Source organism: Leucobacter luti (assembly GCF_019464495.1).
Classification (GTDB): Bacteria; Actinomycetota; Actinomycetes; order Actinomycetales; family Microbacteriaceae; genus Leucobacter; species Leucobacter luti_A.
Window position 1 is genome coordinate 1586661 of sequence record NZ_CP080492.1, and the last position, 26035, is coordinate 1612695.

The window sequence follows — 26035 nt, forward strand, 5'->3', positions numbered from 1 at the left end:
GCCCCCCTCAATTACGAGGCAATTGGGCCAGATCCCGCAAAATTTGCGTATCCGAGACTCAACTTGAGGTCTGTGCACCCGTTCCCTGCAGTGCGGCGGCCACTTCGGCGTCCGTGAGGGGACGCCACGGCGAGTTTTGCGGGAGCACCAACGACGCGTCGGGGCTCTCCCCCTGCGTCCACCACCGCGCTTCGTAGCCCAGTCCGTCAAAGAGCACCCGATCGCCCTGGCGATACTCCGTCGCTTTCACCCAATCGGGGTAGCTGCCTGCGGGCAGTGACGGTCGTTCAACCGGCTTCTCGCCGGGGAGCACCGGCCCAAGCAGGCGCCACGGCTGCGCACCGCTCTCCACTGGTTCGTCCGGCTGCTCATTCTGCGTCCACCACTTCGCCTCATACACGTTGCGGCGCCAAACCACCTTGGTTTCGGCAGGGTACGCAGCCTCGGCATTCCACACGGGATACGGACTCGTGTCAGGATCATCAACGACCGGGCTGCGATCCGGATCCACCTCGGGTGGCGCACCGGCAATCTGAGCGATTTCCCCCGTGCGGTCGGACCCGAGCAGGGCAGCGAACCGCTCATCGCCCTGGTCCACGCCACTGCAAGAATCAGACATCTGCTTCGGATCCGGCCAGTTCGCGTCACAACTGCGATCTCGGTTGAGCGACCACATGGAGAGCCGCACCATGCCTCGCTCATTCGCGAACTCGGCCAGTGCCCGCGCATCAGCGAGCGTGAACACCTCATCACGCACATCGTTCTGGCCGATCATGGGCGTTGCTGCAACTCGGCTCCACGCCGTCGCGTCCCCCAGCGGCATGCCACTCTCCTGGGCCACTGCACGCAACTGCAGCTGCATCGCGCTCAGGCTGCCTCGGATCGTGTCAATCAGCGACTGATCGCCTCCAGAGTTGTAGTTCATCGTCATTGCGTTGACACCAGCGAGCGCGACGCCGGCGTTCAAATAGCTGCGCACCGCGTGCAGCCCATCCGAGGTCAGTCCGTCTGGCGCAACCGGCAGCGTCAACCACACGTCCAGCCCATCGGTTGCGCGCTGCTGCACTGTGGCGATCGCAGCTGCCTGGCGTTCTACCGCCGCGTGATTGGCTAGGAGCTCTCCCTCGAGATCCATGTCAATGCTGCCCAATTCGTAGCGTTCGACGACACTGCGGTAGCCGGACACGAGGTCTGAGGCATCAGTGCACTTCAACGCAAGATCCGCGTTCGCCTGGCCACCGAATGACACCATCGCGGAGCCACCAAGGTTCCGCAACCGGGCGAGACGCCGATCCAGGTCCAGGGTCGCTTCCGCCTCGTCCAGTCCGTAGGCGCCGCCCCAGGTCGGGGTGCAGGCGTGATTCGGGGCGCCAACGATGAACGCGAGCACCACATTCTTCGGCCCGTCAGTCCCCGGGCTCTCGAACGGGAAGCTCGGGGTCGCCGTTACATCGACGTACCCATCGCTCCACGGTTGCCGCTCGCTCGCTTCCTGGTGATCGCGCCATGACCCCCACCCGAACACTGCCCCACCGGCGAGCGCGGCAACGATCACGAGCAGAATCGACAGCCGCACCCACGAGAGCTTGCGCCCCGGAAACCACTTGGACATGACCCCCCAAACCAAGATTCCCGGACCCGGCGCGGTCGATCCACGCCCTCCCGGATAGGATAATCGTGTCACAGTCGGGGGTTCCTCTGCAGCATCTGCGCAGAGCGGCTCCGGGGACGACGGGACAGCTGGTGCGTGATGCGCGCACCCTGTCCGCCTGGGATGGGAGAAGCGCGTGACCGAAGACGCACCGCAGCCGAACGTGCGACGGCGCCAGTGGGGTGCCGAGCGTCGCTCAGAGCCGCTCGCAATCGTGCCGAGCCGCCCGAGCCCCGCAGCGATCGTCTGGGCGCGCCTCGCGATCGTCATCACTGTGCTCTCCTGGTTCCTGTACATGCTCACGACCATCATTCGAATGGTGATCGAGGGACCGCAGGAATCATTCGTCTTCCATCTGCAGACCTGGGTGTACGGACTCACCGTGACCGCACTCACCTTCTCAGCGGTGATGTACCTCACAGCGCGCTACGGTGCGCTCGTGCGCTTTCGAGAGCATCGCCGCGTCGAGCGCGCACTCCTCGACGAGCACTTCGCTCGGTCCGATGATCGTGTTACCGTGCTCATCCCGAGCTACGACGAGGAACCGGATGTCGTCCGGTACACGCTCTGGTCGGCTGCACTGCAGGAGTTCCCAGATATCAGCATCGTTTTGCTCATCGACGACCGCGCCACGGGGCTCACAGGCGACGCCTTCGAACGGCTTGAGCGGACTCGTGCGCTCGGCGCGGAGATCAGCGCTGAGCTCGAGCGGCCACGCGCAGCCGCGCAAGCGGCGCTCGACGCATTTCTCGCCGAAGCGCCGGAGCATCCTGGGCCCGCTGATGCGAAGCGCGCTGCCGACGCTTACGCTGAGGCTGCAGTGTGGCTCGACGATTTCGTGGCAGCTGAGGCGATCACGGATCACATGGCAGAGTTTTTTGCCGAGTACGTGCTGCTGGGGCTCTCGAACGATCTGCGGCTCACACGGCTCGCGCTTGATGCGGCACATGAACAAGGCGGATCCCCTGACCGCGAGCGCTTGCATCAGCTACACCAGCGGCTCGTGTGGATCTTCAGCGCGCAGCTTGGCTCGTTCGAGCGCAAACAGTACGCGTCGCTGTCGCAGGAGCCAAACAAGGCGATGAACTTGAACTCGTACATCTCGCTGATGGGCGGTACCTACCGCATCGTCCGCGACACAGGCGAGCAGATCCTTGAGGAACTTGGCCCCGACGAAGATCCAGCGACCGCGGAACTCGTGATCCCCGATTCTCGCTACTTGCTGACACTGGATGCCGACTCGCAGTTGCTCCGCGAGTACTGCTTGCGACTCGTCTATCTGCTTGAGCAGCCTGAGAATCAGCGCGTCGCCGTCACCCAGACCCCGTACTCTTCGTTCCGCGGTGCGAGCACTCGGATCGAGCGCATGGCAGGGGCAACCACCGATCTGCAGCACATCCAGCACCAGGGACTCACCTATTTCAACGCAACGTTCTGGGTGGGAGCGAACGCGGTCATCCGCACCGAAGCGCTCGACGATATCGCGGTGACCCAGACGGTTGGGGGCTTTGAGATCACGACCTATGTGCAGGATCGCACCGTGATCGAAGACACGGAATCAAGCATCGACCTTGGCCTGCACGGCTGGACGCTCGAGAACTATCCCGAGCGCTTGAGCTACAGTGCGACCCCGCCGGACTTTGGCTCGCTGGTCGTGCAGCGTCGCCGCTGGGCGAACGGCGGCCTCCTGATCATGCCGAAGTTCTTCGAGATGATTCGGGCACGGCGCGGTACGGCCGACCGTGTGCGGCTCACCGAAAAAATGCTGCGCAGCAACTATATGTCGTCACTGGCATGGGCGAGCTTCGGGCTCATCTTCCTGCTCTTCTTTCCGTTCGATTCACGACTGCTGAGTCCACTCGTCGTCGCGGCCGCACTCCCCTACTTCCTCTCGATGGGCCTCGACTTGCGCGCGAGTGGGCATCGCTTCACAGACATATTCCGGATCTACGGCTTCAACCTGATCCTGTTGCCGGTCAACCTCGCCGGGGTACTCAAGTCGGTGCAGCAGGGCGCGACCGGGGCAAAAATCCCCTTTGCCCGCACCCCCAAAGTCACCGGGCGCACCGCGGCCCCCGCCATCTACGTCACTCTCCCGTACGTGATCGTAGCGTTCTCGGTCTTCATTGCGGTCCGCGACAGTATGGCCGGCAACTGGGGCAATGCGGCCTTCGCTGCCTTCAACGCGATCATGGCGACCTGGGCGATCCTCTCGTACATCGGGATCCGCGCCTCGATCGCTGATGCTGCGCTGGGGCTTGTGGGCTGGCTGTATGTCCCGATCAAACCGAAGCGAGTGGCCGCCAAGTCACCTGTTGATCCGACCGCTACCGTGAACTGGCAGGCGATCCTGTACCACGGAGATCGCCGTTTGAGCCGTGACCTCGCGCGTACCAGCGACCGTCGCAGGCGTCTCAGCGGAGTACGTGCTGAGGCGCGCGATGACACCGCCCCAGTACCCCTCCCTGTACCGGCCCCGAGTGGTCGCGCCCGTCGCCGTGCTGCGCGCCACGCATCCGGTCAAAAATAGGCGTCGCGCGGCCGAACCGCGGTGCATTCCCTGGCGCTGGGTTCTGGAGCTGAGTACCCCCTCAGTTTCGCGTTGCACCGTTCCATTTTCGCTGCGGCTCGGGCAGGGTAGGACGTAGGCCCCTTCCGGGATCCTCGGAAGGGGGTTCAGGTGCGGTGGGCAACGCCAGCCGTCTTCCCACCGCAAAAACGGAAAGGGGGACCTTCAGTGCACACTGATATCCCGCAACGCCCGGAAGTCGAACACCTCGCAGCGGTGTCTAGCCCGCACCTCGTCACGATCGTATTGCGCACCACACCGGTGACGACGGAGGCTGAAGCCGCCCGCATCACATTTGGCACACTCACCACGCAGGCGATTGCCCGTCTCACAGAACTGGGCGGATCGCCCACCGAGATTGAGCGCACTGCAGCTGGCCTCCGTGCCCTCCACGATGATGCCCATCTCTGGCGCTACCTCTCACACAGCCTCGTCGTATTCGCGAGCCCGGAACGCACCATCAACTACCGGCTCCCCAACGAACTTGAATCGGAGTGGTTTGCCGGTTCGCACTTCCGGATCGTGCCGATCCTCCGAACGCTCACCTACCCGCACGAGGCACGCGTGCTCGCCCTCAGCCAGAACGCGGTCCGCCTGATCGCGATCGGGCCGGATCACCCGGGCGTAGAAGTACCCGTGCCCGAACTCCCCAGTGATCTCCTCGACACTTTCAATGTCGAGGATCCCGGGATCGAGTCACACCAGCGCCGACTCCACAGCCCTGAGGGCCAGACCCCGCGCTTGCTCGCGTACACACGAGCGGTGGACCGAGCGATCGCACCCGTGCTTCGAGCGACCCGGGTGCCGCTGATCCTCGCTGCGACGCAGCCACTTGCGGGCATGTTCCGATCAATTACCTCCGCGACCGAGTTCCTCGATGCAACGATCGACGGGAACCCAGACGAGCGAACAGCGGCCGAGCTGGATGAGGCTGCTCGCACGATCCTCGATGCGCACTACGCGGCGGAACTCGCGGCGGACGCTGAGCGTTTCGAGACGCGGAGGGCGAACGGCAAGGCCGTCACGGATCTCACGGACGTCGCGAGAGCCGCGGTTGCTGGCGCCGTCGCCACGCTCTACGTCGATATCGATGCGCACCCGGTTGGTGCACTGGATACTCTGACGGGAACGGTGTCGGCCGAGTCAGATCCCGGCCGCAGCCTCGTCGATCAGATCGCCGCCCAGGTGCTCGCTCACGGAGGCCGCGTGCTCCCACTCCGTCGTGGGGAAGTACCGGGCGGCGGTGAGCTCGGCGCTGAAGTCCGCTTCAGCGTCTAGCGTCGCCTGAGCGCGCAAGGTCCCCTCTGCCACGCGGGCGCAACAGGGGCCACAACGCAGCAGGGGCCGCTCCGAAGAGCGGCCCCTGCCTATCGCGAGATGCGAAGAAATTACGCGAGCTTGACGCCAGCGCCTGCCTCTTCGAGCTTAGCCTTCGCTTCTTCAGCGGCTTCCTTCTTCGCGCCCTCGAGCACGTTCTTGGGAGCCTCCTCGACGAGAGCCTTCGCCTCGCCAAGGCCCAGGCCGGTGAGCTCGCGCACAACCTTGATGACCTGGATCTTCTTGTCGCCAGCCGACTCGAGGACGACGTCGAACTCGTCCTTCTCCTCGACGGCCTCAGCAGCAGCAGCCGGAGCAGCAGCAACGGCAACCGGAGCAGCAGCGGAAACGTCGAACGTCTCCTCGAATGCCTTCACGAACTCGGAGAGCTCGATGAGGGTGAGGCCCTTGAACTGCTCCAGCAGCTCTTCAGTCGAAAGCTTAGCCATGGTGTATCTCCTTGATGTTTGCCTGAGCACGAGTGTGCTTCAGACGGGGTTGTAATACGTGAAACGGCGTGAGCCGCTTATTACGCGTCCTGCTTCTCCTGCAGTGCGCCGAAGCCGCGTGCGGCCTTGGCGGGCAGGGCGGCGAACAGCTGCGCTGCGCCGACGATCGAAGCCTGCATTGCACCGGCGGCCTTGGCCAGCAGTACCTCGCGGCTCTCGAGATCGGCGAGCTTGCCTACCTCAGCGGCGGTGAGGGGCTTGCCATCGAAGTAGCCCGCCTTCACCACCAAAAGAGGGTGTGCCTTGGCGAAGTCACGCAGAGCCTTTGCGACCGCGACGGTGTCACCGTGCACGAAGGCGAGCGCCGAAGGACCGGCGAGCTCGTCATCGAATGCGGTGATCCCGGCGCCGTTGGCCGCAATCTTGGTCAGCGTGTTCTTCGCCACAGCGTACGTCGCGTTCTCGCGGAGGCTGTTGCGGAGTTCCCGCAGTTCAGCAACCGTAAGACCGCGGTACTCAGTCAGCAGAACGGCGCTCGACTCTTCAAACTTCTGCTGAAGATCGGCGACCGTAGCGTCCTTCGTAGCCATGGCGCTCCCTAGCTTGTTGTACCCGCGCGGCGGATGCCGCTCGAGGGCCGTGCCACTCAGAGCGATTTTCCAATGAAAAAAGCTCCGGCGCGCACGCACGGAGCTTCGAGAAGATGGGGACGAATCCGCCATTCAAGGAGTTCTGCACCTGCGCTGGTCTCTGCTCTCGCAGACGTTCCGGGATTCTCGCGAACCCTACCGGCGGTCTTTGGCCAACAGCTACTGTAGCACAGCTTCGCTTCGGCTCGAAATGCGTCGCAGATGCCAGGCACGCAGCAGCTCCACAAGCACCACTCCCCCGGCCACAATGCTGAGTACGAACAGTCCGAGATCGTGTGACAGCCACGTCACCTGGAAGAAATCGCGCAGGAAAGGAACGATCCAGACCAGTGCGAGTCCGGCATACATGGCGAGCACGATCAGGATCCGGAACGGATGGATCGGCCGGGCGAGCACGGCCAACACCCACAGCGCGATACCGGCGAGCGTGAGAGTCGATGCAGACTGCAGCTCGATTTCGCTGACATCCCCCAGCTGGGATGCTGCGATGTGAACCGCGATCAGCGCGAGCGTCACGATGAGGCCGGCAGGGATCGCAAACGCGAGCGAGCGCTTCAAGAATCCGGAGCGGTAGCGCGCAGTGTTTGGCATCAACGCAAGGAAGAACGCCGGGATGCCGATCGTGAGGCCATCGGTGATTGACAGCTGGCGCGGAAGGAACGGGAAGCTCCAGGCAAGCAGCCCGAATACGACAGCGATGGCGAACGCGTAGGTGGTCTTCGTGAGGAACAGCATCGACACGCGCTCGATATTTGCGATCACTCGGCGCCCTTCCGCCACAACGCCTGGCATCCGATCGAAGCGTCCGTCAAGCAGCACGAGGCGTGCGACCGCCTTTGTGGCCTGCGCCGCAGTGTCCATCGCGATCCCCAGATCGGCCTCCTTGATGGCGAGCGCGTCATTGACCCCGTCACCCGTCATCGCGACCACATGACCACGACGTTGGAGTGCGTGCACCATCGCGAGCTTCTGGCGCGGAGTTACCCGTCCGAACACGCGCTCGTGTTCCAGGATTTCGCCGAGCTCGTCGAGATCCTCCGGCAGCGTTCGGGCGTCGCGCCCCTCTGGGCAGTCAAGCCCCACCGCACGAGCGACGGCAGCGACAGTGCGCGGATCATCACCGGATATGACCCGGACGCCAACGCCCTGTTCGGCGAAATAGCGCAGGGTTTGAGCTGCGTCATCACGGACCTGCTCGCGGAACGTGAGGAGCGCGACCGGGAGAAGCGCAGCGGGCAGTTCAGCGCGTTCACTGGCAGCGGGACGCTCGGTGCTGTGCGCGAGGATCAAGGTACGGGCGCCCGATTCCGCGAGGTGCCCGGCCTCGGCGAGTGCATCAGTAATCCGCTGGTCGGAATCCCCGCTGTCGTGAAAGACGAACTCCGGCGCGCCAAGCACCCACGTACCGGGCGCCGGCACGGTGTCATCGGGGCACTCCGCCACGATCAGCCCGCTCCACTTGCGCGCGGAATCGAATGGAATGATCTCCGGGTCGACCGGTGCTTGCGCCTCACCAAAGGGTTCCGCAAGACAGCGGGCAGTACCGTTCGCGTCTGGAGCACTGCCCATGTGGCCGAGCACTCCCTCCCAGCCGTCGACGTTTCGGAGCCCGATCACGCGGTCGAACATCATCTCGCCCGTCGTGAGCGTCCCCGTCTTATCGAGGCAGAGGGCATCGACGCGCGCGAGTCCTTCAACTGCGGGCAATTCCTGGATCAGCACCTGACGCTGAGCGAGAGCGACTCCGCTGACGGCAAACGCGATACTCGTAACGAGTACGAGGCCGAGCGGCACCATCGCGATGACCGCTGCGACTGCGCCCACAACCGCCTCGCGCCAAGCTCCGCTCGCGATCGCAACTCCCCAGCCGCCCTGCGCTTGCATTTGGCCGTTTGCCACGATCAAGATCATGGGAGCAAGCGCCCAGGTGACCCATTTCAGCAGCCGATCAATGCTGCTGCGGAGCTCAGACCGCACCAACGAGAATTTCCTGGCCTCGGCGGTGAGCTGTGCCGCGTAGGAATCGGCGCCAACACGGATGACCTCAGCGGTACCAGTGCCACCAACGACGCTTGAGCCAGACAAGACCTCGTCATCAGCCCGCTTACGAATCGCGTCAGACTCGCCGGTAAGCAACGATTCATCGACTTCCAGGCCACTCGGTCCCGCGTGATCTGTGTCGACGACACGCGCGTCGGCGGTGACCTGGTCTCCTGTGCGCAGCACCAGGAAATCACCCAGCACAACACGCTCGAGCGGGATCTCGACACTGACTCCGTCGCGCAGCACTCTGGCCGTTGGCGCGTTCAGCACCGCGAGTCGATCAAGTGTCCGTTTCGCAGTGAACTCCTGCACCACACCGATCACTGTGTTGAACAGGGCAGGGAGTCCGAACAGTGCATCCTGCCAGCGCCCCAGGGCTAACAGCACCCCGAATCCGGCAAACACGATCCCGTTGAACAGTGTGAAGACGTTGGCCGCAAGGATCTCCCACAGCGAGCGACTGGAGCCGTTCGGAGTCGCGTTGCCCTGACCAGCGGCGAATCGGCGCTCGGCCTCGGTGGTGGTCAAACCCCGGTTCCCCGTCAACATCATGCGCCCAGCCTAGGAGACACCCGGGTTGCGATGCGGGGTTTTGTGGGACATTCGGGGGTTCCTGCAGCAGATTTCTGGGTAACCAGAAGCGCGCACCCGTGCAATACGGGTGCGCGCAGTGGTGCAGAACGGCGGATCGGCTATGCGCTTGCGGGCGCCGCGGCCTTCAGCATGTAGCCAGCACCGCGCACAGTGTGCAGCATCGGCGGACGGCCAGCATCGACCTTTTTGCGCAGGTAGGAGATGTACAGCTCCACCACAGTCGACTTGCCTGAGAAGTCGTAGGCCCAGACGCGATCGAGGATCTGCGCTTTCGAGAGCACACGGTTCGGATTGCGCATCAGATAGCGCAGCAATTCGAACTCAGTGTTGGTGACGGTGATCGGCTCACCGGCGCGCTCCACCTCGTAGCTATCCTCGTTCAGCGTGAGATCGCCCACGCGCAGGATCGGGTCCGGGTGCTGCGACAGTGTGAGTTGCGAGCGACGCACGAGGCCGCGCAGGCGCGCGATCAGCTCTTCCAGGCTAAAGGGCTTCACCACGTAGTCGTCGCCACCTGCGGTGAGCCCGTTGACACGATCCTCGACGGAGTCGAGCGCAGTCAGGAACAACACGGGGAACATTTCCCCGGCCGCGCGAATCCGGGAGAGGACCTGCATCCCGTCGAAGTCGGGGAGCATGATGTCGAGCACTGCGACGTCGGGGCCAAAGGTGCGCATCTTCTCGATGGCATCCTGACCGTTTGCCGCGGTCTCTACTTCCCAGCCCTCGTACCGAAGCGCCATGGCGACGAGCTGCGTGATCGACTCTTCGTCGTCAACGACGAGTGCCCGAATCTTGCCGCCGTCTGCCCGCGTGAGGTTCTGTGAATCCATGCTTTCTCTATTTCTACTCTCCGCTGGAGGGGTTGCGAACGCGGACGTCCGAGGTGGCCCCCCAACCCAGTACTGTGTTTTCGCGCACCGCCCACCGTGAAACTCTGCGAAAACCCTGTTGTGAGCATACTGCGGTTGTCTGACCACAGTCCCAGGAATCGCTGTGTTTTTGCCGCGTACTGCGGTCTGTTCGACATTGCAGTCCATGGGAGACTAGACAGGTGACCGACTTGACGCCCGAGTACCTTGCCCGCATGGTCACCGATGGGACCGACCGAATGGCGTGGTTGCATGCCAGGGCCCGCGGGATCACGGCGACGGACGTTGCAAAGCTCTCGACCCCGCGGTCCATCGAAAGCGCGGCCCACGAGAAGTTACACGGCAGCCGTTTCACGGGAAACGTGTACACGGAGCACGGAAAAACGCGCGAACCGGAGATCGCCTCATGGGTGCTCCGCGAGTACGGAATCGCTCCCAGCCAGGCGCTCTACCACGCCGCAGCGGACATGCGTCACCTCGCTACACCGGACGGACTCGTAATGCGTGAGACCGGCACCATTGAACTTGCAGAGATCAAGACCACCAACAAAGAGTGGCGCACGATCCCCAAAAACTACATGCGACAGGTGTGGTGGCAACAGTACGTGCTCGGCGCCGAGCGCACACTGATGGTGTGGGAACGACACGAGAATTTCGTTCCGGTCGGCGATCCCGAGTGTCGGTGGATCGACCGCGACGAGAATGAAATCGCGCGCCTCGTCTCTCTCGCAAGCACCCTCATCAACACCCTCATCGCCCGCACCAGCTAGGCCGCGGCCGCAGCCAGGGCTCAGCTGTGCGTCGCGCCCGGCATCCCGGGAGCGGTCGGCATTCCAGGCGTCCCCGGCCCAGGAAGCCGTTCCGCGCTCGCACGCTGCAGCCGACTCTCATACGCGAAGCTGCGTTCCATGAGTTCTTGCATCGCTTCCGTGGTCTCCGCAGCACCGGGTACATTCTCAAGCAGCAAGCGCTCGGCCCCGTGCAGAAGTTCGATACTTCCGGTACCCCAGAGTCGCTGGCCGAGACTCTTGCGCTGTCTCACTTCCCGCACCCGAGCGAGTGGAAGCTCTGAGCGGTGCCGCACGAATAGGCCACGGCGCACAATCACGCGGCGCGTTGTGACGGTCGTGCGTCCAGCGAGCCACCCCAGAATGGGGAGCACGCCGAACGCACACCCGAGCACGATCGCCGCGGCGCCCGCCGTGACGTTCATCCAGAGCTCGGGCAACCGTCCGACCCAGTACCCTGCCACGACAGCAACTCCAACGAGCCACAACACCGGCAGCACGATCCGGCGCCCGTGGCTGCGAAACCGCAGCACAACGACCTCGGGTTGCGAGTAGCTCGCGGGAGGCGGTCCGAGCACGGAGTCGACCTCTGCCGTCAGTGAGCGCGCGGAACGAGAGACCATGCCCCTATTCTGCCTGGTTCACCTGCGCCTGAGCCGCGGAGACCGCGGGCTCGGGCGAGGCGGCGGACCCCGCAGCACTCGTCTGGGCTGCGTGCGCAGGAACCTCGGCCTCACCAGGGACGACGATCTCTTGCACAACGTTCGCCGCTGGCTGTGCGCCGCGCGTCGCCCCTGACTCCCCAGCCGCACGGCCTGCAGCCGCGCCAGCCGCGTTTCCGGTCACCGCACCGTTGAGCATGCCCACCAGATCAATCCCGACTGTCTCGCGCGCCATTTCAAGCAGTCCCTTGATGTTGCCCATCGCGTCGCCGGCCACCTTCGAGGTACCGTCGGCGGAAACCACCGTCATGTTGTCGATCGCGCCGATCGCCTCGGCGTACTTGCCTGCGATCTCCGGAAGCAAGTGGATGAGTTCCTGAGCGAGCACGGCCTGTGACTGTGTCTCGAGCGCACGAGCGCGAGCATCGATCGCGGCAGCCTCTGCGGTGCCCTTTGCCTCGAGTGCTGCGGCCTCGGCACGCCCCTCGGCTTCGAGAGCTTCAGAGGCCGCGATACGTGCGGCACGGCTTGCGAGCCCCTCACGCTCAACGGCCTGCGCGCGTCCGTCTGCCGCGGACACTGCGGCGGCAGCGTCAGCCTTGGCGAGCGCTTCAACGCGATACGCCTCGGCCTGCGCGACAGCGCGCACGTCGGCGTTGAGCTTCTCTGTGCGGAGCGCAACTTCACGCTGCGCAGTGATCTGCTGCTGTTCAACAATCGCCTGCTGCTGGATCGCCTGCTCGAGCGGCTCAGCCGCGCCCGCCTGTGCGTTCGCCTTGTCGGTCTCAACCTGAATCTCAGCCTGCCGAAGCTTCAGCTCACGGTTGCGGTCGAGGAGCACCCGCTCGGCAGCGATCTTGGCTTCCTGTGACGCCTGATAGGCGTTCGTCTCTGCAATGTCGGCTTCCTGGCGCACTTTTGCGGACTCCGGGCGGCCGATGTTCGTGATGTAGTCGGCGCCGTCGCGGATCTCCTGGATCTGCAGTGTATCGACCACAAGGCCCTGCTTTGTGAGGGCCTCCTCTGCTGCTTCGAGCACGCTCTGCGCGACCACGGCACGGTCACGAATGATCTGCAGCACGGTAAGTCCGCCGATGATGGAGCGCAGTGAACCCGAGAGCACCTCCTGTGTTGATTCATCGATCTCGTCCGAGTTCGAAAGGAAGCGCTGTGCGGCGGCGCGAATCATTTCCTGTGATCCACCGACTTTCACGACCGCAACGGCCTGAGCCTGGATCGTGATGCCGTCGGTCGTCTGCGCCTCGGTCGTGATCGAGAGTCGACGCGAGCGCAGCGAAATCGTGAATGACTTCTGCACGAAGGGTACGACGAAGACGCCGCCACCGGTGACGACCTTCTGCCCCGACAGATCACGCGAGCGCTGCCCTGAGGCATCAACCACTTCCTTGCCCTTGCCACCAGTGACGATGATGGCCTCATCGGGTTTTGCGATGCGGTAGCGCTTGATGATGACCAGGGCGATCAGCACCAGAGCGATCACCGCACCAAAGATGCCGATGATGGCTGGGCTTGCGAACAACATGATTCTCCGTTCGATCAGGCGTGTGGGGAGGGCGGAGCGGAAGGGTCAATCGGTGCAACAGGTGGGACAGGATTTGTCGGCTCGACCGGCTCAACGCGCACCGAGGTCGAGGTAATCGTCTGCACAATACGCACCGCTTCGCCGCGCGCAATCGGCGCAGCTGCGGTGGCTGCCAGCGAGACGCGCTCGCCGTGGCGGGTGATGGCCACCTCGCCGAGACCACCCTCGGGGATCGCGAGCACGACGGAGCCGAGCGACCCGACAAAGTCATCGTTGCTGAGCGCGGTCGTTGATTCGGCACCGCGGATCAGCCGTGTGAGCCACCACGCAGCCGCCCCACCCACCAAGCCGGCGAGGGCGCCGACCACGGCCGCTGCCGGAGTCGCCATCCCGGCGCCGACACTCGCAAATGCGGTAAAGCCGAAGATCGCGGTAAATGCCGCGATCGTGGTGAGGCTCAGCGGTCCGTCTCCGAAGTCAAACGCGTCAAAAATGCCGTCGAGGATCAGCGAGAGCAGCAGCAGCACCGCTCCAATGATGCCGATCAGGAGGAACACTCCGCCCGCGAGTACCGAGCCGTCAATCAATCGATCGAGCCAGTTCATGATGCCGTCCACGGGCGCCTCCTTTCACAACTTCGTACTTGGAGCGTAGCAAGGTCACGCTCTCCGGGGAGTGCCACTTCGCCCTCACGCGGCAAAGCCAGCGTTCTGGTCCATGATTTCAGTGCTGTTCGGCACGCAATTACGGCAGTCGTGGAACCGCGGCGAGGAGGTCCCGCCCGTAGTCAGATCGCGGCGCGGTGAAGAACTCGCGCCCTGCGGTCTCGACGATCGCCCCTGCGCGCATCACGATCACGCGCTCACACAGGGCGTGCACCACGGCCAGATCGTGTGAGACAAGCAGCACGGTGAGTCCGAGCTCGCGTTGGAGTTCGCGCAGCAGCTCGATAATGCTGGCCTGCACTGACACGTCAAGCGCGCTCGTTGGTTCATCCGCGACCAGCACTCGCGGCTCAACGGCGAGCGCGCGTGCGAGGGCGACGCGCTGCCGCTGGCCGCCAGAGAGCTCATGCGGGTACGCTGCGGCGAGCGCGGGATCGAGGCGCACACGCGTCAACAGCTCGCCCACCCTCGGAGCCACCGCGGCCCGCGGCACGATCCGGTGCACTCGCAGCAGCTCCCCCAGTGCCTCACCCACTGTGCGGCGGGGGTTGAGCGAGGAGTATGGATCCTGCGGCATCAATTGGATTTCGCGCCGTTGCGCAGTGGATCGCGTTGCGCCCAGGCGGGTGCCGCCGAAGCTGAGCTCTCCGCGCGCGATCTTGAGCTGCCCGACGATTGCCCGAGCGAGTGTTGTCTTGCCCGATCCGGACTCGCCAACGATCCCGAGGGACGTGCCTGGCGCCACGGTGAACGATGCACGGTCCACGGCAATTGAGCGCCCATACGCGACAGTGACGTCGTTGACAGCCAGCCCTGCTGCAGCTGCGATCGAGGCGGTGATCGCGGGGGGCGATTCGTAGACAAGCTCTCGCACGAGCCCCGGTTCTGGGAGCCGAGGTACCGCGTCCAGCAGCTGCCGCGTATATGCGGCCTTCGGCTCCCGCACCACACGCTGCGTCACCCCCACCTCAATGACGGTGCCAGCGCGCAGCACGAGCACTCGTTCACAGAGCTCGGCGACCACGGCGAGGTCGTGGCTCACGAACACGAGTGTGAGCCCGCGACTGCGGCGCAGCTCATCGAGCAACGCGAGCACCCCGCGCTGCACTGTGACATCGAGCGCCGTCGTCGGCTCGTCGCAGAGCAACACGGCGGGATCGCTGGCGAGCGCCATCGCAATCACCACGCGTTGCCGCTGTCCGCCAGAGAGCTGGTGCGGGTACGATGCCGCCATCCGCTCAATATCGGTGAGCTGCACAGCGATGAGGAGTTCCCGTACCCGCGCCGCAGCATCGAGCTGTGCCCCGCGGTTCCGATCCGCAGCCTGGATCGCCTCGCGCAGCTGCGTTCCCACCCGCGTGAGCGGGTCGAGCGCAGTGAGCGGATCTTGGAACACCATGCCCACCCTGCCGCCCACTGCGATGTCGCCAGCTGTGACCCGGACGCCGGAGGGCAGCATACCGAGCAGCGCCCGCAGCGTCAGACTCTTTCCGGATCCTGACTCACCGACGATGCCGACTGCTTCGCCAGGAGCAGCTTCCAGAGAGATTCCAGCGACCAGAGGTTCCGCAGCCGAGTCGCCACTGGCCTCAATCTGGAGGTTCCGCACGCTGACAGCGCCAGGAGCCACGGCCTGGCGTGGCGCACCGGGACGCGCGTGGGCAGACGCGCTGCCCCGCCGCGGCACACGGCGAGCTCGTATACGGCGTCCGCCCACTCTGAGTGCGTCCCCGATCCCGTCTCCCAGCAGCGAGAACGCGATGCCGGTGAGTACGACGGCGAGGCCGGGGAACGTCGGCAGCCACCAGTGGGTGGTGACAAACTGCTGCGAATCGGCGATCATGGTGCCCCAGTCAGGGGTGGGCGGCTGGATCCCGAGCCCGAGGTAGCCGAGTGTGACGATCGCGACCATGATCAGCACGATCTCGGTGGCGAGCAGCACGATCGCCTGGGGCAGCACGTTCGGCAGTACGTGGCGCACGAGCACCCTGGCGTGGGAGAGCGCCCCACCTCTGGCCGCCTGCACCCAGCCAGACTCACGCAGCGCCGCGGTCATCGCGCGCAGCACCCTGGCATAGCCCACCCACCCGACGAGCGCGAAGGCGAGCACGATCCCGCCTTCCCCGGCTCCCACGGCGAAGACGATGGCGATCACGAGCACGTAAAACGGGAACGCGATGACCGTGTCGGTAACGCGAGAGGCAACCCAGTCGGTGGCGCCGCCAAAGTAGCCCGAGACGAGACCAACGGTCACACCGATCACGAACGGGGCAATCGCGGCTGTGACCGCGAGGCCCAGGTCGGTGCGGGCGGCGAACAGCATGCGGGAGAGCACGTCGCGGCCGAGCTGATCGGTGCCGAACCAGTGCTCGGGCGAGGGCGGGAGCAGCCCTCCGGTGAGCTCCTGCGCTGCCGGATCTGCGGGAGCAAGCACCGGAGCCAGCACCGCGATGGCAATCAGGGCGAGGGTGAGGATCGCGCCAGCAATGAACGCAGGTGAGGCCGCGGCGCGGCGCCAGGCGGTCATCGCACTGCTCCGTCTGGCGAGTGCCCGCCCCCGGTGACCCCGCCTGCCGCCAGCGCGTCTGAACCGCGCAGTGCCTCAGCGGCGCGCAAGCGGGGATCGAGCACTGCGGAGAGCACCCCGGCGAGCGTCGTGACGAGCACCACGAGCACGGCGCAGTACAGCGCGACCCCTGCACGACGGGGAAGTCACGGGTGCCGATCGACTGGAATAGCAGCGTACCGACCCCGTTGATCCCGAACACTTTCTCGACCACGAGCGTGCCGCCGATGAGGTACGCCGTGTTCACGCTCAGCAGGGTGAGCGTCGGCAGCGCTGCACCGCGGAGCACGTGCCGGAACAGGATCCGCCGCTCGGGGATCCGCGCGGCTCGCAGCGTCGTCACGAAGTCGGCGGCGAGCACCTCGATCAGCTGCGCGCGCAGGGAACGGATCAGCGGCGGCGCCATGCCGAGCGCGACCGCGAGCGCCGGCAGGAACAGGCTCAGGAGCGGCTCCCCGGCCCTGTGCCGACTCCGCCGACCGGGAACCACCGCAGCTGCACCCCGAACACGATGATCAGCAGCAGTCCGATCCAGAACAGCGGCATGCCCATGCCCACTGCTGGCAGGATCCGCACGAGGTGGTCCACCCAGCCGTCCTGGCGCAGCGCTGCCGTCACGGCGAGCGGCACCGCGATGATCACGGCCAGCACCACCGCGAACACGACGATTCCAAGACTGACCGGGGCCTTCGCCAAGATCAGCTCGCGGGTGGAGACCCCGGTGACGAGCGAGTCTCCCGTGTCGAAGCGTGTGATGAGTCCCCACAGGAAATCGGTGAACTGCTGCCACAGCGGGAGATCCAGCCCGAGCTGGGCGCGCAGCGCGGCGAGTGCCTGCGGGGTCGCGCGCTCGCCAAGGATCATGGCCGCCGGATCTCCAGGCACCAGCCGCAGCAGAAAGAACACCGCAACGACGACACCGAGCATCACCGGCGCCACACGGCCGAGGACGCGCGCGGTCGCCAGCACCGCTGCGCGCCCCCGTCCGCTTTTCCTCACCGCTTTACCCTATGCGGTGCCACCATTTCCGAGCCAGGTGTCCTGGAACAGCACGCTGCCGTTGGGGAGCACCGTAAAACCGTGCACGTCACTCGTGGTCGCCTTCAGATTCGACGGGAAGAACAGCGGAACATATGGCACCTGATCCGCGAGGATCTGCTGAATCTCCGCGTAGATCTTCGTGCGTTCCTCCCCCTCTGGCGTCGTGCGCCCCTCGTGCATCAACTCAGTGACACGGTCGTCTTCATAGTGCGTCCAGTACGACTTACTGAAACCGGCAGGATCGGCCTGGAAGGTGATGAATCCGTTCGGATCCGGCGCGTCTGACTGGCCGCTGTTGAGCATGAAGTCGAAATCGTAGGCAAAGAAGCGCTCGCGGAACACCGCGATATCAAGCTGCTCGATCGTGACATCGATGCCGATCTTGCCGAGTGACTCCTGCACGATCTGGGCGATCTGCGCGCGCTGTGCGTTGCCGCTCGCGATCAGCAGAGTCGTCTCGAAGCCGTCAGGGAACGCGGACTTCGCGAGCTCCGCCTTCGCGGCGTCGAGGTCGAACTCGAGCGGCGTAACCGTGTCGTTGGCGGAGTCTGTGATCGTCGGGGGCAACAGCGCGTTCGCAACCTCGGCGGTGTCAAACGTTGTGGCGGCGGTGATGCCCTCGCGATCAATCGCGTGCGCGATCGCGCGGCGCACGTGCTCATCGCCGAACTGCTCGCGCTGTGTGTTGAAGAACACCTGCTCCGTCGACCACCCGGGTGTCTGCGACAGCTCCGTGCTTGCAGCCGCGCTCACTTCGGCAGCGTTCGCCGCGGGGACGGTGTCGATTGCGTCGATCTGGCCAGCCGCGAGCTGCTGCCGCAGCTGGGCATCGTCCGCGATCACGCGGTAGACGAGACCGTCGAGGTAGGGCTTCCCCTCCTGCCAGTAGTGCTCGTTCTTCACGAACGTCATGTCGCCGTTCGGATCCCACTCGGTCACCACGAACGGGCCGGTGCCGATCGGCTGCTGGAAGAACTCCTGCTCGTTCAGCCCGCCGAAGTCGGCGGGGAAGATCCCATTCGAGAAGCTCGCGAGCTCGGAGATGAACGGAGTGTAGGCCTCAGTGAGCGTGATCGTGACCTCGCGCTCACCGGTCTCGGCGATGTCTGAGATCGGCGCGGTCAGCGGCAGCGGCCCCTCAACTTCCTGGTGCCGCTTCAGCGAGAACACCACATCGGCAGGGGTGACGTCCGTGCCGTCGGAGAACTGCAGGCCCTCGCGCAGCGTGAACACGTAGCTCGTGCCGGCGTCGTCCACCGTGTACTCCGCGAGCCACGGGATAATCTTGCCGTCAGCGTCGAAGCTCACGAGCGGCTCGAAGATCTTGTCGATCGCGAAGGCGTTGTTCGCCGTGATCTGCTGGTTCAAGTCGAGATCGTTCGCCGCGGCTGCGCGGCCGAAGGTGAGCGTGCCGCCGGAGACCGGGTCGCTCGTCTCGCCACCTGCATCGGGGGCTGTTCCGCCTGCGCAGGCGGAGAGCAGCAGCGCTGCCGCGAGCGCTGAGGCAGCGAGGGCGAGGCGCCGGCGCCTCGCGGGGGATGGAGTATTCACTTGTGGTCCTTTCGGGCGGGAGTCTGGGGCTGAGAAGTCTGCGGGTACGGAGCGTGGACGGCCGGATCGGGCGCTGCGCGTGCGAGCTCTGTCGGATCGAGGACGGTGCCTCCGAGCACCACACGCACCACGGCGGTCGGGTCCGAAAGTGCACCGGGTTCCCGTGGGTCGCGACGCAGCAGTACGGCATCTGCCACTGCTCCGGGATCGAGCGTGCCGACGACCGTGCGGGCTTCCGCGCCGGCATCACCAGCGACCCGCGCAAGCAGTGCCGCACCCGTGCGGGTCGCGGCATGCAACGCCTCAGCTGGGCTCAGGCCGGCAGCAACGAGCGCGTCGAACTCGAGCCGGGCGGTGCCGTGCTGCTCGGGGGTGCCCGAGTCAGTGCCCAGTGCAATCGGCAGCCCGGCGTCGCGCGCCAGTCGCACCGCACGTGGATGCGCGCCGACCGCTTCGTCAACGCGGGCACGGAACGCTGCCGGGAGCGTGCCCGCCACAATCATGCGTTGCACCAGGTGATAGATCCGCAGTGTCGGGACGAGCGTCATCCCCGCCGCTGCCGCTGCCGTTGCCTGCGCGGGAGTCAGGAAGATGCCGTGCTCAATACTCGTGGCGCCGGCGGCAATCGCATCATCAATGGCCGTGCCGCCCCAGGCGTGGACCATGACTCCGGCCCCGACGCGGTCTGCACGCCGCACGGCGTCGCGCACCTCGTCTGGCGTGAACACCGGCTCGAGCCCTGCCCCCGCCGGTGCCGCAACACCGGCCGGCCGTCCCCACCAGCTTGACCCAGCGCGCACCCTCGGCGAGCACCGCGTCAACGGCCCGATCGAGGCCGCCCGCCACCGTAGCCGCAGCGCGATCCAGCATCCGCACCGAAAGCTGTATCCGTGGCCGTGCGCCCGCTGGGATCTGGGCGAGCTCGGGAGCTGAGAGCCCGCCGGCATCGCGCACACTGGTGATCCCGGCCGCGAGCGTCTGCGCGAGCCCGTGCGCTGTCGCCCGCCGCGTCGCTATCGCACTGGGGAGGTCGCGGTCCGCGGCGTCAAAGGCGTGCCACGCGGCGTGCACGTGCGCATCGACGAGCCCGGGAATGAGCCACAGCCCCGTGCCATCGAGTTCGCTTGGCCGCTGGCCTGCTGTCTCGACCGGCCCCGCAGTTGCGTGCGTAAAGCACCCGTCCGTCCACGCGATCCGGCTCGGTGGGGTGAAGCCTCCGCTGGCATCGAGCAGCCGCACGCCTGTGATCCCGGCCGGCGTGGTGACGAGGCCGTTCGCGGGCACCCCCGACACACGTTTCTGGTCCATATGAATACGTTATCCAGGACCAAATATATGAACCACTTTGGTGTTCGTTCACTGAACCACGGGCTACCATAGGGAGGTGACCAGCACCACCACCCCTCAGCCCACCCGTTCGACCGCGACCCTCCAGCTCGTCCGCGGGCTCTTCCAGCTCGTTGCGATCGTCGCGATCACCGTCTGGGGATTCCTCGCCTGGCCGCTCCCCTTCCCCGGCATTCTGACCGGCCTCGGACTGATGGCACTCGCGGTGCTGCTGTGGGCGCTGTTCCTATCGCCGCGGCCCGTGCTGCGCGTCGACCGCTTCGCGGCCGCGCTGTTCGAGCTGCTGCTGCTCGCCGCCGCCGTCGGGGCGATCCTGAGCCTCGGGATCTTCTGGGTGTGGCCCGCACTGTTCGGCGTTGCTGGCGCCGTGGTCGGTTACCTATCCTCGCGCCGCGCACGGTAGCCAGCACCGAAGCGTGACAGGTCGCTCACAGCGTTGCGCCGCCGCGGCGCCCGATGGCGCCCGCGCGGAATAGGGACCATGGCCCCGCCGTTGCACTGACCATGACTCTTCCTCGCGCTGTCGCCGGCGCCTCCGCAGACGAGCTGATCCTCGGTCTCGACACGTTCGGCGACGTCACCTTCGCCCCAGACGGTAGCCGCAATTCCGACGCGCAGGTGCTGCGCGACGTCGTAGCGCAGGCCACACTCGCGGATCAGCTGGGCGTCGATGCGATCACGCTCGGGGAGCACCACCGCGACGATTTCGCGATCAGCTCTCCCGAGATCGCACTCGCGGCGATCGCGGGGAAGACCGAACGGATCCTGCTCGGCACTGGCGTCACTGTGCTGTCAAGCGACGACCCGGTGCGGGTATACGAGCGATTCGCGACGCTCGACGCCGTGAGCTCCGGGCGCGCAGAGGTGATCCTGGGTCGGGGCTCCTTTACCGAGTCGTTCCCACTGTTCGGGTACCGGTTGGAAGACTACGACACCCTGTTTTCCGAGAAGCTCGAACTCTTTGCGAGGCTGCGCAGCGAAGGGCCCGTGACGTGGTCCGGCCGCCACCGCACTCCGCTCGTCGAGCAGGAGGTGTACCCGAAGACAGAACAGCCGAATGGGGTCAACGCCTGGATCGGTGTCGGCGGCAGTCCGCAGTCCGTGCTTCGCTCGGTACAGATCGGAATTCCGATGATGCTCGCCATCATCGGCGGCGCCCCAGAACGCTTCCTGCCGTTCGCCAACCTCTACCGGCAGACCCAGGCGGAGCTGGGTCGCGAGCAGATGCCGCTCGGCGTGCACTCGCCCGGGCACATCGCCGAGAACGACGCAGAAGCGCGTGACCAGCTGTGGCCGCATTTTGAGACGAATCGGAATCGGATCGGTGCCGAGCGCGGCTGGCCAGCGACAACACGCGCCGAGTTCGAGCGCGAGGCCGACTCCGGCTCGCTGTACGTCGGCTCGCCAGAGACTGTGGCGCAGCGGATCGCGGCGACCGTGCGCACGCTCGGCGCGGATCGCTTCGACCTGAAGTACTCGAACGGCACGATGCCGCACGCGCAGCAGCTGCGCAGCATTGAGCTCTACGGGACTGTGGTGATCCCGCGCGTGCGCGAGTTGCTGCGCACTGCTGACTAGGGCGTCTGCGGCGGGGTCACGATGAGCGCCTCGTGACGCACATACTCACTGTCGGTCGCTGCGCCATCAATGACGCGGAGCAGCAGTTCGGCGGCCGCGCGGCCGTACTCACGCGGCCGCAAGTCCACTCCGACGACGCGGGCCGGACCGGGCTCGGCAGCCATCGTGCCCAGTCGCACGCTGGCCCCGATCCCCTGTGCTTGCAGTGCGAGCGCGTGCGGCACGACGCTCTGCGCCACCCACAGAAGGGCGTCGTGGCCGGCAGCCTCTGCGGCGACGAGCGCCTCAGCAATTTCAGTGTCGGTGGGCGAGACAGGCACCCGGATCACCAGCGCGGCACGATGATGGATGGCGCACCAGTCACCGTATCCGGCTACGACATCGCCAGCCCAGAGCGGCTCCCGCGGCGTGGCGATCGCGGCAATCGCCGGTCGTGCTGCGCCCTGTGCGGCAAGAGCGTCGAGCACCTCGCCCGCGAGCCCGCGATGATCGGCCGCAATCCACGCCGCAACGCGCTCGTGCCCGTCGCCGCGATATTCGCCGACGGCCACGATCGGCGCGGATCCGAGGCCGGAGGTCGCGGCGGGGAACGTATCGGGCGTGGGATCGACCACAAGCAGGCCATCGATCTGCGGCCGGGAATCACTCGTCGCCTCCGCTGTGCGCAGCAATAGGTCCAATCCCGTCGCCGCGGCAACATCACCAACCCCGAAGGCGAACTCCATGTAAAACGCGAGCTCACGGAGATCAACGGGCAGGTGCAGCCCGATCGCGCCGTGTCGGCCTCCGCGCAGCCGCTGTGCCGCGCGATTCGAGACGTACCCCATTCGCTCGGCCTGCGAGAGCACTCGCTGTTTCGTCTCCTCGGACACCCTTCCTCGACCGTGCAGTGCCGAAGACACCGCCGTCTTCGATATCCCGAGCGCCCGCGCAATGTCAACGATTGTCACGTCGGAAGAGCCCATGAGCTTCAGTCTAGAGCCAGCTTCACTCGCTCCGCGGCGGGGCAGGAATCAGCGAGGCGGATTTGCGAGCCGTCGTTCCTCCCCGTATATTTGCGGGATGCGGGAACGTTCCCGCATCCCGCATCGTGCACCGCGCCCGGTGCGCGCATCACCCGAGCACTGCGCCCCGATCGCGCGCCACCTCTTTCACCCAGACAAAGGAGTCACCTGTGTCAACCACCACCGCCCCCGCTTCAAGCGGGCTCGCCGCCCTGACCGGGAAAGTCATCATGGGCTTTGTCGGCACCTGGGTCATCGCGCTCATGGCCGCGAACCTCGTGCCGGTGCTCATCGCCGCGATGGTGCAGGATCTCGGCGTCGACATTGCGACGGCTGGGGCGCTCGCAACGGGCATGACCGCCGGATCAGCCCTCGCGATGTTTGTCACCACGCGGTTCATTGCCCATGCAGATCGCCCGAAGCTCGGCCGGATCGGGCTCGTCGCCATGATCCTCGGCTACGGGATCGCGGCTGCGCTGCTCACCACCCCGGCCGTCATGGGCGGGCTGATGCTCGGCGGGATCGGCGCGGGCATCATGATCGCGACCGGCACGGCCGCCGCGTCATCGACCCAGAATCCCGACCGCACCGTCACCACGGTGATGGTCATCAACCGCGTCGGCGCGACCGCGCTGTTGGCGCTCGCACCGCTGTTTCACAACGATCTGCGCTCCGTGCTCATCGTGATCACGGCGCTCGGCGTGCTCGGCCTCATCCTCGCAGGCGGCCTGCCGAACCTGCCGGGGTTCCCCGCACAGTCCTCAGCCACCTCCACGGCGTCCGCGCACGGCGCTGTGACCACGAGCGCGCCAACCACCACGGAGCGCGCCATCACCACCACGGCAATCGTGCTCGCAATCTCGATGTGCCTGTGGTCCCTCACGGAAGACATGGTCTACTCGATGACCAGCGTGCTCGCGACCCAGGCCGGCATCTCGCCCGAGACCTCCGGCATGCTGCTCGCTGGCAAAGTCGGCGGCGGACTCATCGGTGCACTGCTCGCCCCGCTCGCGCTGCGCTGGCTCGGCCGAAGCTGGTCGCTCGTCATCATCATCGCGATCAGCACCGTCACCAAGTTCATCATGATCACGAGCGGCTCAGCCGTCGCGTACGGCACCTCCATCATCGTCTGGGGTGTGATGTACGGCGCGATCCTCGTGCTCGTCACCGGCCTCGCAGCGGTGATGGACGTCACCGGCCGCGTCGGCGTCATCGTCTCAGGCTTTTACCTCGCTGGCGTGGCGTTCGGTCCGCTGATCGGCGGTCAGCTCGTTGGCACCCTGAGCCCGCTGCAGTACGCCCTCGTGGTCACGGCCCCAAGCGTGGTGTTTGGTGCAGCGCTCTTCATCATCTCGCGCAGCCGCCGCAAGTTTGAGGACGGCAACACGACCGCGGTCGCCGTAGCGCAGTCCCCCGCTCCCGCCGCCGCGCGCGACTAGTCCCCCACACAGCCTCAGGAGTCACGATGTCCCAGCAGCAGCAGCACCAACAGCCGTTCGCCGAGCGCATTGTCGTCGCGGATCGCGTCCACACCTTCGCTCAGGCCAGCCCGCCGGCAGCGCAGAGCACCGCGCTGTCCGCGCTCCCGACCGCGGTCGCCCTCGCGGGTGATCGCGTGCTCGCCGTCGGCACGGTGGAGAGCCTGGGCGAGGTGGCTGGACCGGACACCCAGATTGAGACACACCCAGGTGCCACAATCGTGCCGGGGCTCGTGGACGGCCACACGCACATCGTGTTTGGACTCGAGCTCACCCGTGGCGAGCAGCTCACGGACCTCTCACTGGCCGCGGCCCAAGATCGCATGGCGCGTGCTGCAGCTGCTGCAGCGCCGGGCGAGTGGGTGTTCGGTTGGGGCGTCGACCCCAATATCTTCACAGACACCGGCTTCACTGGCCGGATCTTTGATGAGGCGACGGGCGACCGGCCCATGTTCCTGCGCATGCGTGATGCCCACTCGGCCGTCATTAACTCCGCGGCAATCTCCCTCGTTGGCCTCACCGGAGCCGAGACGTTCCCAGACGAGTCAGCGGTCGGAGTTGCCGCAGATGGCACACCAACCGGGTACCTGCTGGAGCTCGCCGCGATGGATCTCGTGCTCGCACAGGTCCCGGCCGAACCGATCGAGGTGCGCGCCGAACGGCTCACCGCCGTACTCACGGGGATGGCAGCGTCGGGCCTCACCGGCACGCACGTGATGGACTTTCACCCTGGGAGCCGCGAAGTGCTTGAACTGCTCGAGGAGCGCGGCGAGCTGCCCGTGCGGCTGCGGTTCTCCCCATGGTGCCGCCAGGCGCCAATGAGGCGGTGCTGGCCGAGTTCGCGGCCCTGCAGGGTCTCCACGGTCGCCGCTGGCGTGTCGAGGGCGTGAAGTTCATGATCGACGGCACCGTCGACAACGGCTCGGCCTGGCTCGCGGCGCCCGACTGCTACGGCGAGGGCCTCCGGTCCATCTGGACCGACACCGAGGCCTACCGTCATGCGCTGCGCTACTTCGCTGAGCGCGGGATCGCCACCGCAACCCACGCGATCGGCGACCGCGGAGTCGCGTTCGTACTCGACGCCATCGAGTCGCTCGGAGCGACGGCGCAGCTCGCGGCACACCGGATCGAGCACATCGAGACGATCCCGGACGACACTGTGCCCCGCTTCGCGGCACTGGGGGTGGCGGCGAGCATGCAGCCGATCCACGGCACCAGGCACACGCGAGCCGACCGCAGCGATAACTGGTCGATCCGGCTGGGCGACGAGCGCGCGGGTCACGGCTGGCGGTGCAAAGACCTGCGTGACTCAGGAGCGGTGCTCGCACTCGGAAGCGACTGGCCAGTCACCCCGTTTGATCCGCGCGAGATGATGGCGGAGACGATCCTCCGCTTCCCGCTGGCACAGCCCGAGCTCGCACCAGTACAGCCCGAGCAAGCGCTCTCCGCGCGCGAGGCGCTCGAGGGCTACACCGTGCACGCCGCGCGCGCGATCGGCGCGGCAGACGAGGGCACGATCACGCCTGGTGCGCGGGCAGCGCTCACCGTATTCGCCGGTGATCCGCTCGCGCTCACGCCGCAGGAACTCGCGACTGTGGGGGTCGTTGCGACCTACGTCGACGGGCGGCCTGTCGGCTAAGGCACACCACAGTATGCGAATGGGCGGG

At 66.0% G+C, this 26035-nt stretch carries 23 protein-coding genes and 1 pseudogene; 8 read left to right on the plus strand and 16 right to left on the minus strand.

Going from position 1 to position 26035, the window contains the following annotated elements:
- Positions 1 to 58: 58 nt before the first annotated feature.
- Complete coding sequence (locus K1X41_RS07155; RefSeq protein WP_220175689.1) at positions 59 to 1612, minus strand: chitinase; 1554 nt, start codon at positions 1610 to 1612, stop codon at positions 59 to 61.
- Positions 1613 to 1787: 175 nt separating this feature from the next.
- On the opposite strand from K1X41_RS07155, the gene K1X41_RS07160 reads away from it, so the two are divergent.
- The gene (locus K1X41_RS07160; RefSeq protein WP_309478072.1) at positions 1788 to 4181 is read left to right on the plus strand and encodes a glycosyltransferase family 2 protein; all 2394 of its coding nucleotides are present in this window, start codon (positions 1788 to 1790) and stop codon (positions 4179 to 4181) included.
- Between the two features lie 207 nt (positions 4182 to 4388).
- Entirely contained in the window at positions 4389 to 5498 is a 1110-nt protein-coding gene (locus K1X41_RS07165; protein ID WP_220175690.1) for a baeRF11 domain-containing protein, read from the plus strand.
- A gap of 110 nt (positions 5499 to 5608) precedes the next feature.
- On the opposite strand, the gene rplL is transcribed toward K1X41_RS07165, so the two are convergent.
- From rplL to K1X41_RS07185, 4 genes are all read right to left on the minus strand, one after another.
- Positions 5609 to 5986, minus strand: coding sequence for a 50S ribosomal protein L7/L12 (gene rplL, locus K1X41_RS07170; RefSeq protein ID WP_130452915.1), 378 nt, complete (start codon positions 5984 to 5986; stop codon positions 5609 to 5611).
- Between the two features lie 80 nt (positions 5987 to 6066).
- Complete coding sequence (gene rplJ, locus K1X41_RS07175) at positions 6067 to 6576, minus strand: 50S ribosomal protein L10 (RefSeq protein WP_132206175.1); 510 nt, start codon at positions 6574 to 6576, stop codon at positions 6067 to 6069.
- Between the two features lie 219 nt (positions 6577 to 6795).
- Positions 6796 to 9231, minus strand: coding sequence for an HAD-IC family P-type ATPase (locus K1X41_RS07180; protein WP_220175691.1), 2436 nt, complete (start codon positions 9229 to 9231; stop codon positions 6796 to 6798).
- A gap of 140 nt (positions 9232 to 9371) precedes the next feature.
- Positions 9372 to 10106, minus strand: coding sequence for a response regulator transcription factor (locus tag K1X41_RS07185; protein WP_132206171.1), 735 nt, complete (start codon positions 10104 to 10106; stop codon positions 9372 to 9374).
- Positions 10107 to 10360: 254 nt separating this feature from the next.
- On the opposite strand from K1X41_RS07185, the gene K1X41_RS07190 reads away from it, so the two are divergent.
- On the plus strand, positions 10361 to 10915 hold the full coding sequence (locus tag K1X41_RS07190; RefSeq protein ID WP_220175800.1) for a YqaJ viral recombinase family protein: 555 nt from the start codon (positions 10361 to 10363) through the stop codon (positions 10913 to 10915).
- Positions 10916 to 10935: 20 nt separating this feature from the next.
- Here the strand turns inward: K1X41_RS07190 and K1X41_RS07195 are convergent, their stop codons facing one another.
- The 10 genes and pseudogenes from K1X41_RS07195 to K1X41_RS15495 all read right to left on the minus strand — a co-directional run bounded on the left by K1X41_RS07195 (position 10936) and on the right by K1X41_RS15495 (position 20269).
- Positions 10936 to 11556 (minus strand): PH domain-containing protein, encoded by a 621-nt coding sequence (locus K1X41_RS07195; protein WP_258566694.1) that lies wholly within the window; start codon positions 11554 to 11556, stop codon positions 10936 to 10938.
- A 4-nt stretch (positions 11557 to 11560) separates the two neighbouring features.
- Positions 11561 to 13138 carry an SPFH domain-containing protein gene (locus K1X41_RS07200; RefSeq protein ID WP_243642961.1) on the minus strand — a complete coding sequence of 526 codons (1578 nt, stop codon included), beginning with the start codon at positions 13136 to 13138 and terminating at the stop codon, positions 11561 to 11563.
- A 14-nt stretch (positions 13139 to 13152) separates the two neighbouring features.
- Positions 13153 to 13755: a hypothetical protein gene (locus tag K1X41_RS07205; protein WP_243642960.1), complete on the minus strand. Its 603-nt coding sequence runs from the start codon at positions 13753 to 13755 to the stop codon at positions 13153 to 13155.
- A gap of 127 nt (positions 13756 to 13882) precedes the next feature.
- Positions 13883 to 16330, minus strand: a complete 2448-nt coding sequence (locus K1X41_RS07210) for an ABC transporter ATP-binding protein/permease (RefSeq protein WP_258566695.1) — start codon at positions 16328 to 16330, stop codon at positions 13883 to 13885.
- Positions 16327 to 16473 (minus strand): hypothetical protein, encoded by a 147-nt coding sequence (locus K1X41_RS15475; protein ID WP_258566696.1) that lies wholly within the window; start codon positions 16471 to 16473, stop codon positions 16327 to 16329. The genes K1X41_RS07210 and K1X41_RS15475 overlap by 4 nt, the downstream gene beginning before the upstream one ends.
- A gap of 86 nt (positions 16474 to 16559) precedes the next feature.
- Positions 16560 to 16775: pseudogene (locus K1X41_RS15480) on the minus strand (ABC transporter permease subunit); the annotation flags it as partial.
- Positions 16776 to 16810: 35 nt separating this feature from the next.
- Entirely contained in the window at positions 16811 to 17368 is a 558-nt protein-coding gene (locus tag K1X41_RS15485) for an ABC transporter permease (RefSeq protein ID WP_258566697.1), read from the minus strand.
- A gap of 9 nt (positions 17369 to 17377) precedes the next feature.
- Positions 17378 to 18961 (minus strand): ABC transporter substrate-binding protein, encoded by a 1584-nt coding sequence (locus K1X41_RS07220; protein WP_220175692.1) that lies wholly within the window; start codon positions 18959 to 18961, stop codon positions 17378 to 17380.
- The gene (locus K1X41_RS15490; RefSeq protein ID WP_258566698.1) at positions 18958 to 19689 is read right to left on the minus strand and encodes an amidohydrolase family protein; all 732 of its coding nucleotides are present in this window, start codon (positions 19687 to 19689) and stop codon (positions 18958 to 18960) included. The genes K1X41_RS07220 and K1X41_RS15490 overlap by 4 nt, the downstream gene beginning before the upstream one ends.
- Positions 19595 to 20269: an amidohydrolase family protein gene (locus tag K1X41_RS15495; protein WP_258566699.1), complete on the minus strand. Its 675-nt coding sequence runs from the start codon at positions 20267 to 20269 to the stop codon at positions 19595 to 19597. The genes K1X41_RS15490 and K1X41_RS15495 overlap by 95 nt, the downstream gene beginning before the upstream one ends.
- A gap of 76 nt (positions 20270 to 20345) precedes the next feature.
- Here K1X41_RS15495 and K1X41_RS07230 point away from each other — a divergent pair, with 76 nt between their 5' ends.
- Together K1X41_RS07230 and K1X41_RS07235 are read left to right on the plus strand one after the other, a co-directional pair.
- Positions 20346 to 20711: a DUF2568 domain-containing protein gene (locus K1X41_RS07230; protein ID WP_133617246.1), complete on the plus strand. Its 366-nt coding sequence runs from the start codon at positions 20346 to 20348 to the stop codon at positions 20709 to 20711.
- A 101-nt stretch (positions 20712 to 20812) separates the two neighbouring features.
- On the plus strand, positions 20813 to 21886 hold the full coding sequence (locus tag K1X41_RS07235) for an LLM class flavin-dependent oxidoreductase (RefSeq protein ID WP_220175693.1): 1074 nt from the start codon (positions 20813 to 20815) through the stop codon (positions 21884 to 21886).
- On the opposite strand, the gene K1X41_RS07240 is transcribed toward K1X41_RS07235, so the two are convergent.
- Positions 21883 to 22851 carry a LacI family DNA-binding transcriptional regulator gene (locus K1X41_RS07240; RefSeq protein WP_220175694.1) on the minus strand — a complete coding sequence of 323 codons (969 nt, stop codon included), beginning with the start codon at positions 22849 to 22851 and terminating at the stop codon, positions 21883 to 21885. The two genes, K1X41_RS07235 and K1X41_RS07240, sit on opposite strands and share 4 nt — an antisense overlap.
- 209 nt (positions 22852 to 23060) lie before the next feature.
- On the opposite strand from K1X41_RS07240, the gene K1X41_RS07245 reads away from it, so the two are divergent.
- Genes K1X41_RS07245 through K1X41_RS15505 form a run of 3 tightly spaced genes read left to right on the plus strand, consistent with a single transcriptional unit; the run spans position 23061 to position 26007 of the window.
- Positions 23061 to 24329, plus strand: a complete 1269-nt coding sequence (locus K1X41_RS07245) for an MFS transporter (RefSeq protein ID WP_243642958.1) — start codon at positions 23061 to 23063, stop codon at positions 24327 to 24329.
- Positions 24330 to 24355: 26 nt separating this feature from the next.
- The gene (locus K1X41_RS15500) at positions 24356 to 25258 is read left to right on the plus strand and encodes an amidohydrolase family protein (RefSeq protein ID WP_258566700.1); all 903 of its coding nucleotides are present in this window, start codon (positions 24356 to 24358) and stop codon (positions 25256 to 25258) included.
- Positions 25168 to 26007, plus strand: a complete 840-nt coding sequence (locus K1X41_RS15505) for an amidohydrolase family protein (RefSeq protein ID WP_258566701.1) — start codon at positions 25168 to 25170, stop codon at positions 26005 to 26007. The genes K1X41_RS15500 and K1X41_RS15505 overlap by 91 nt, the downstream gene beginning before the upstream one ends.
- Positions 26008 to 26035 lie beyond the last annotated feature (28 nt).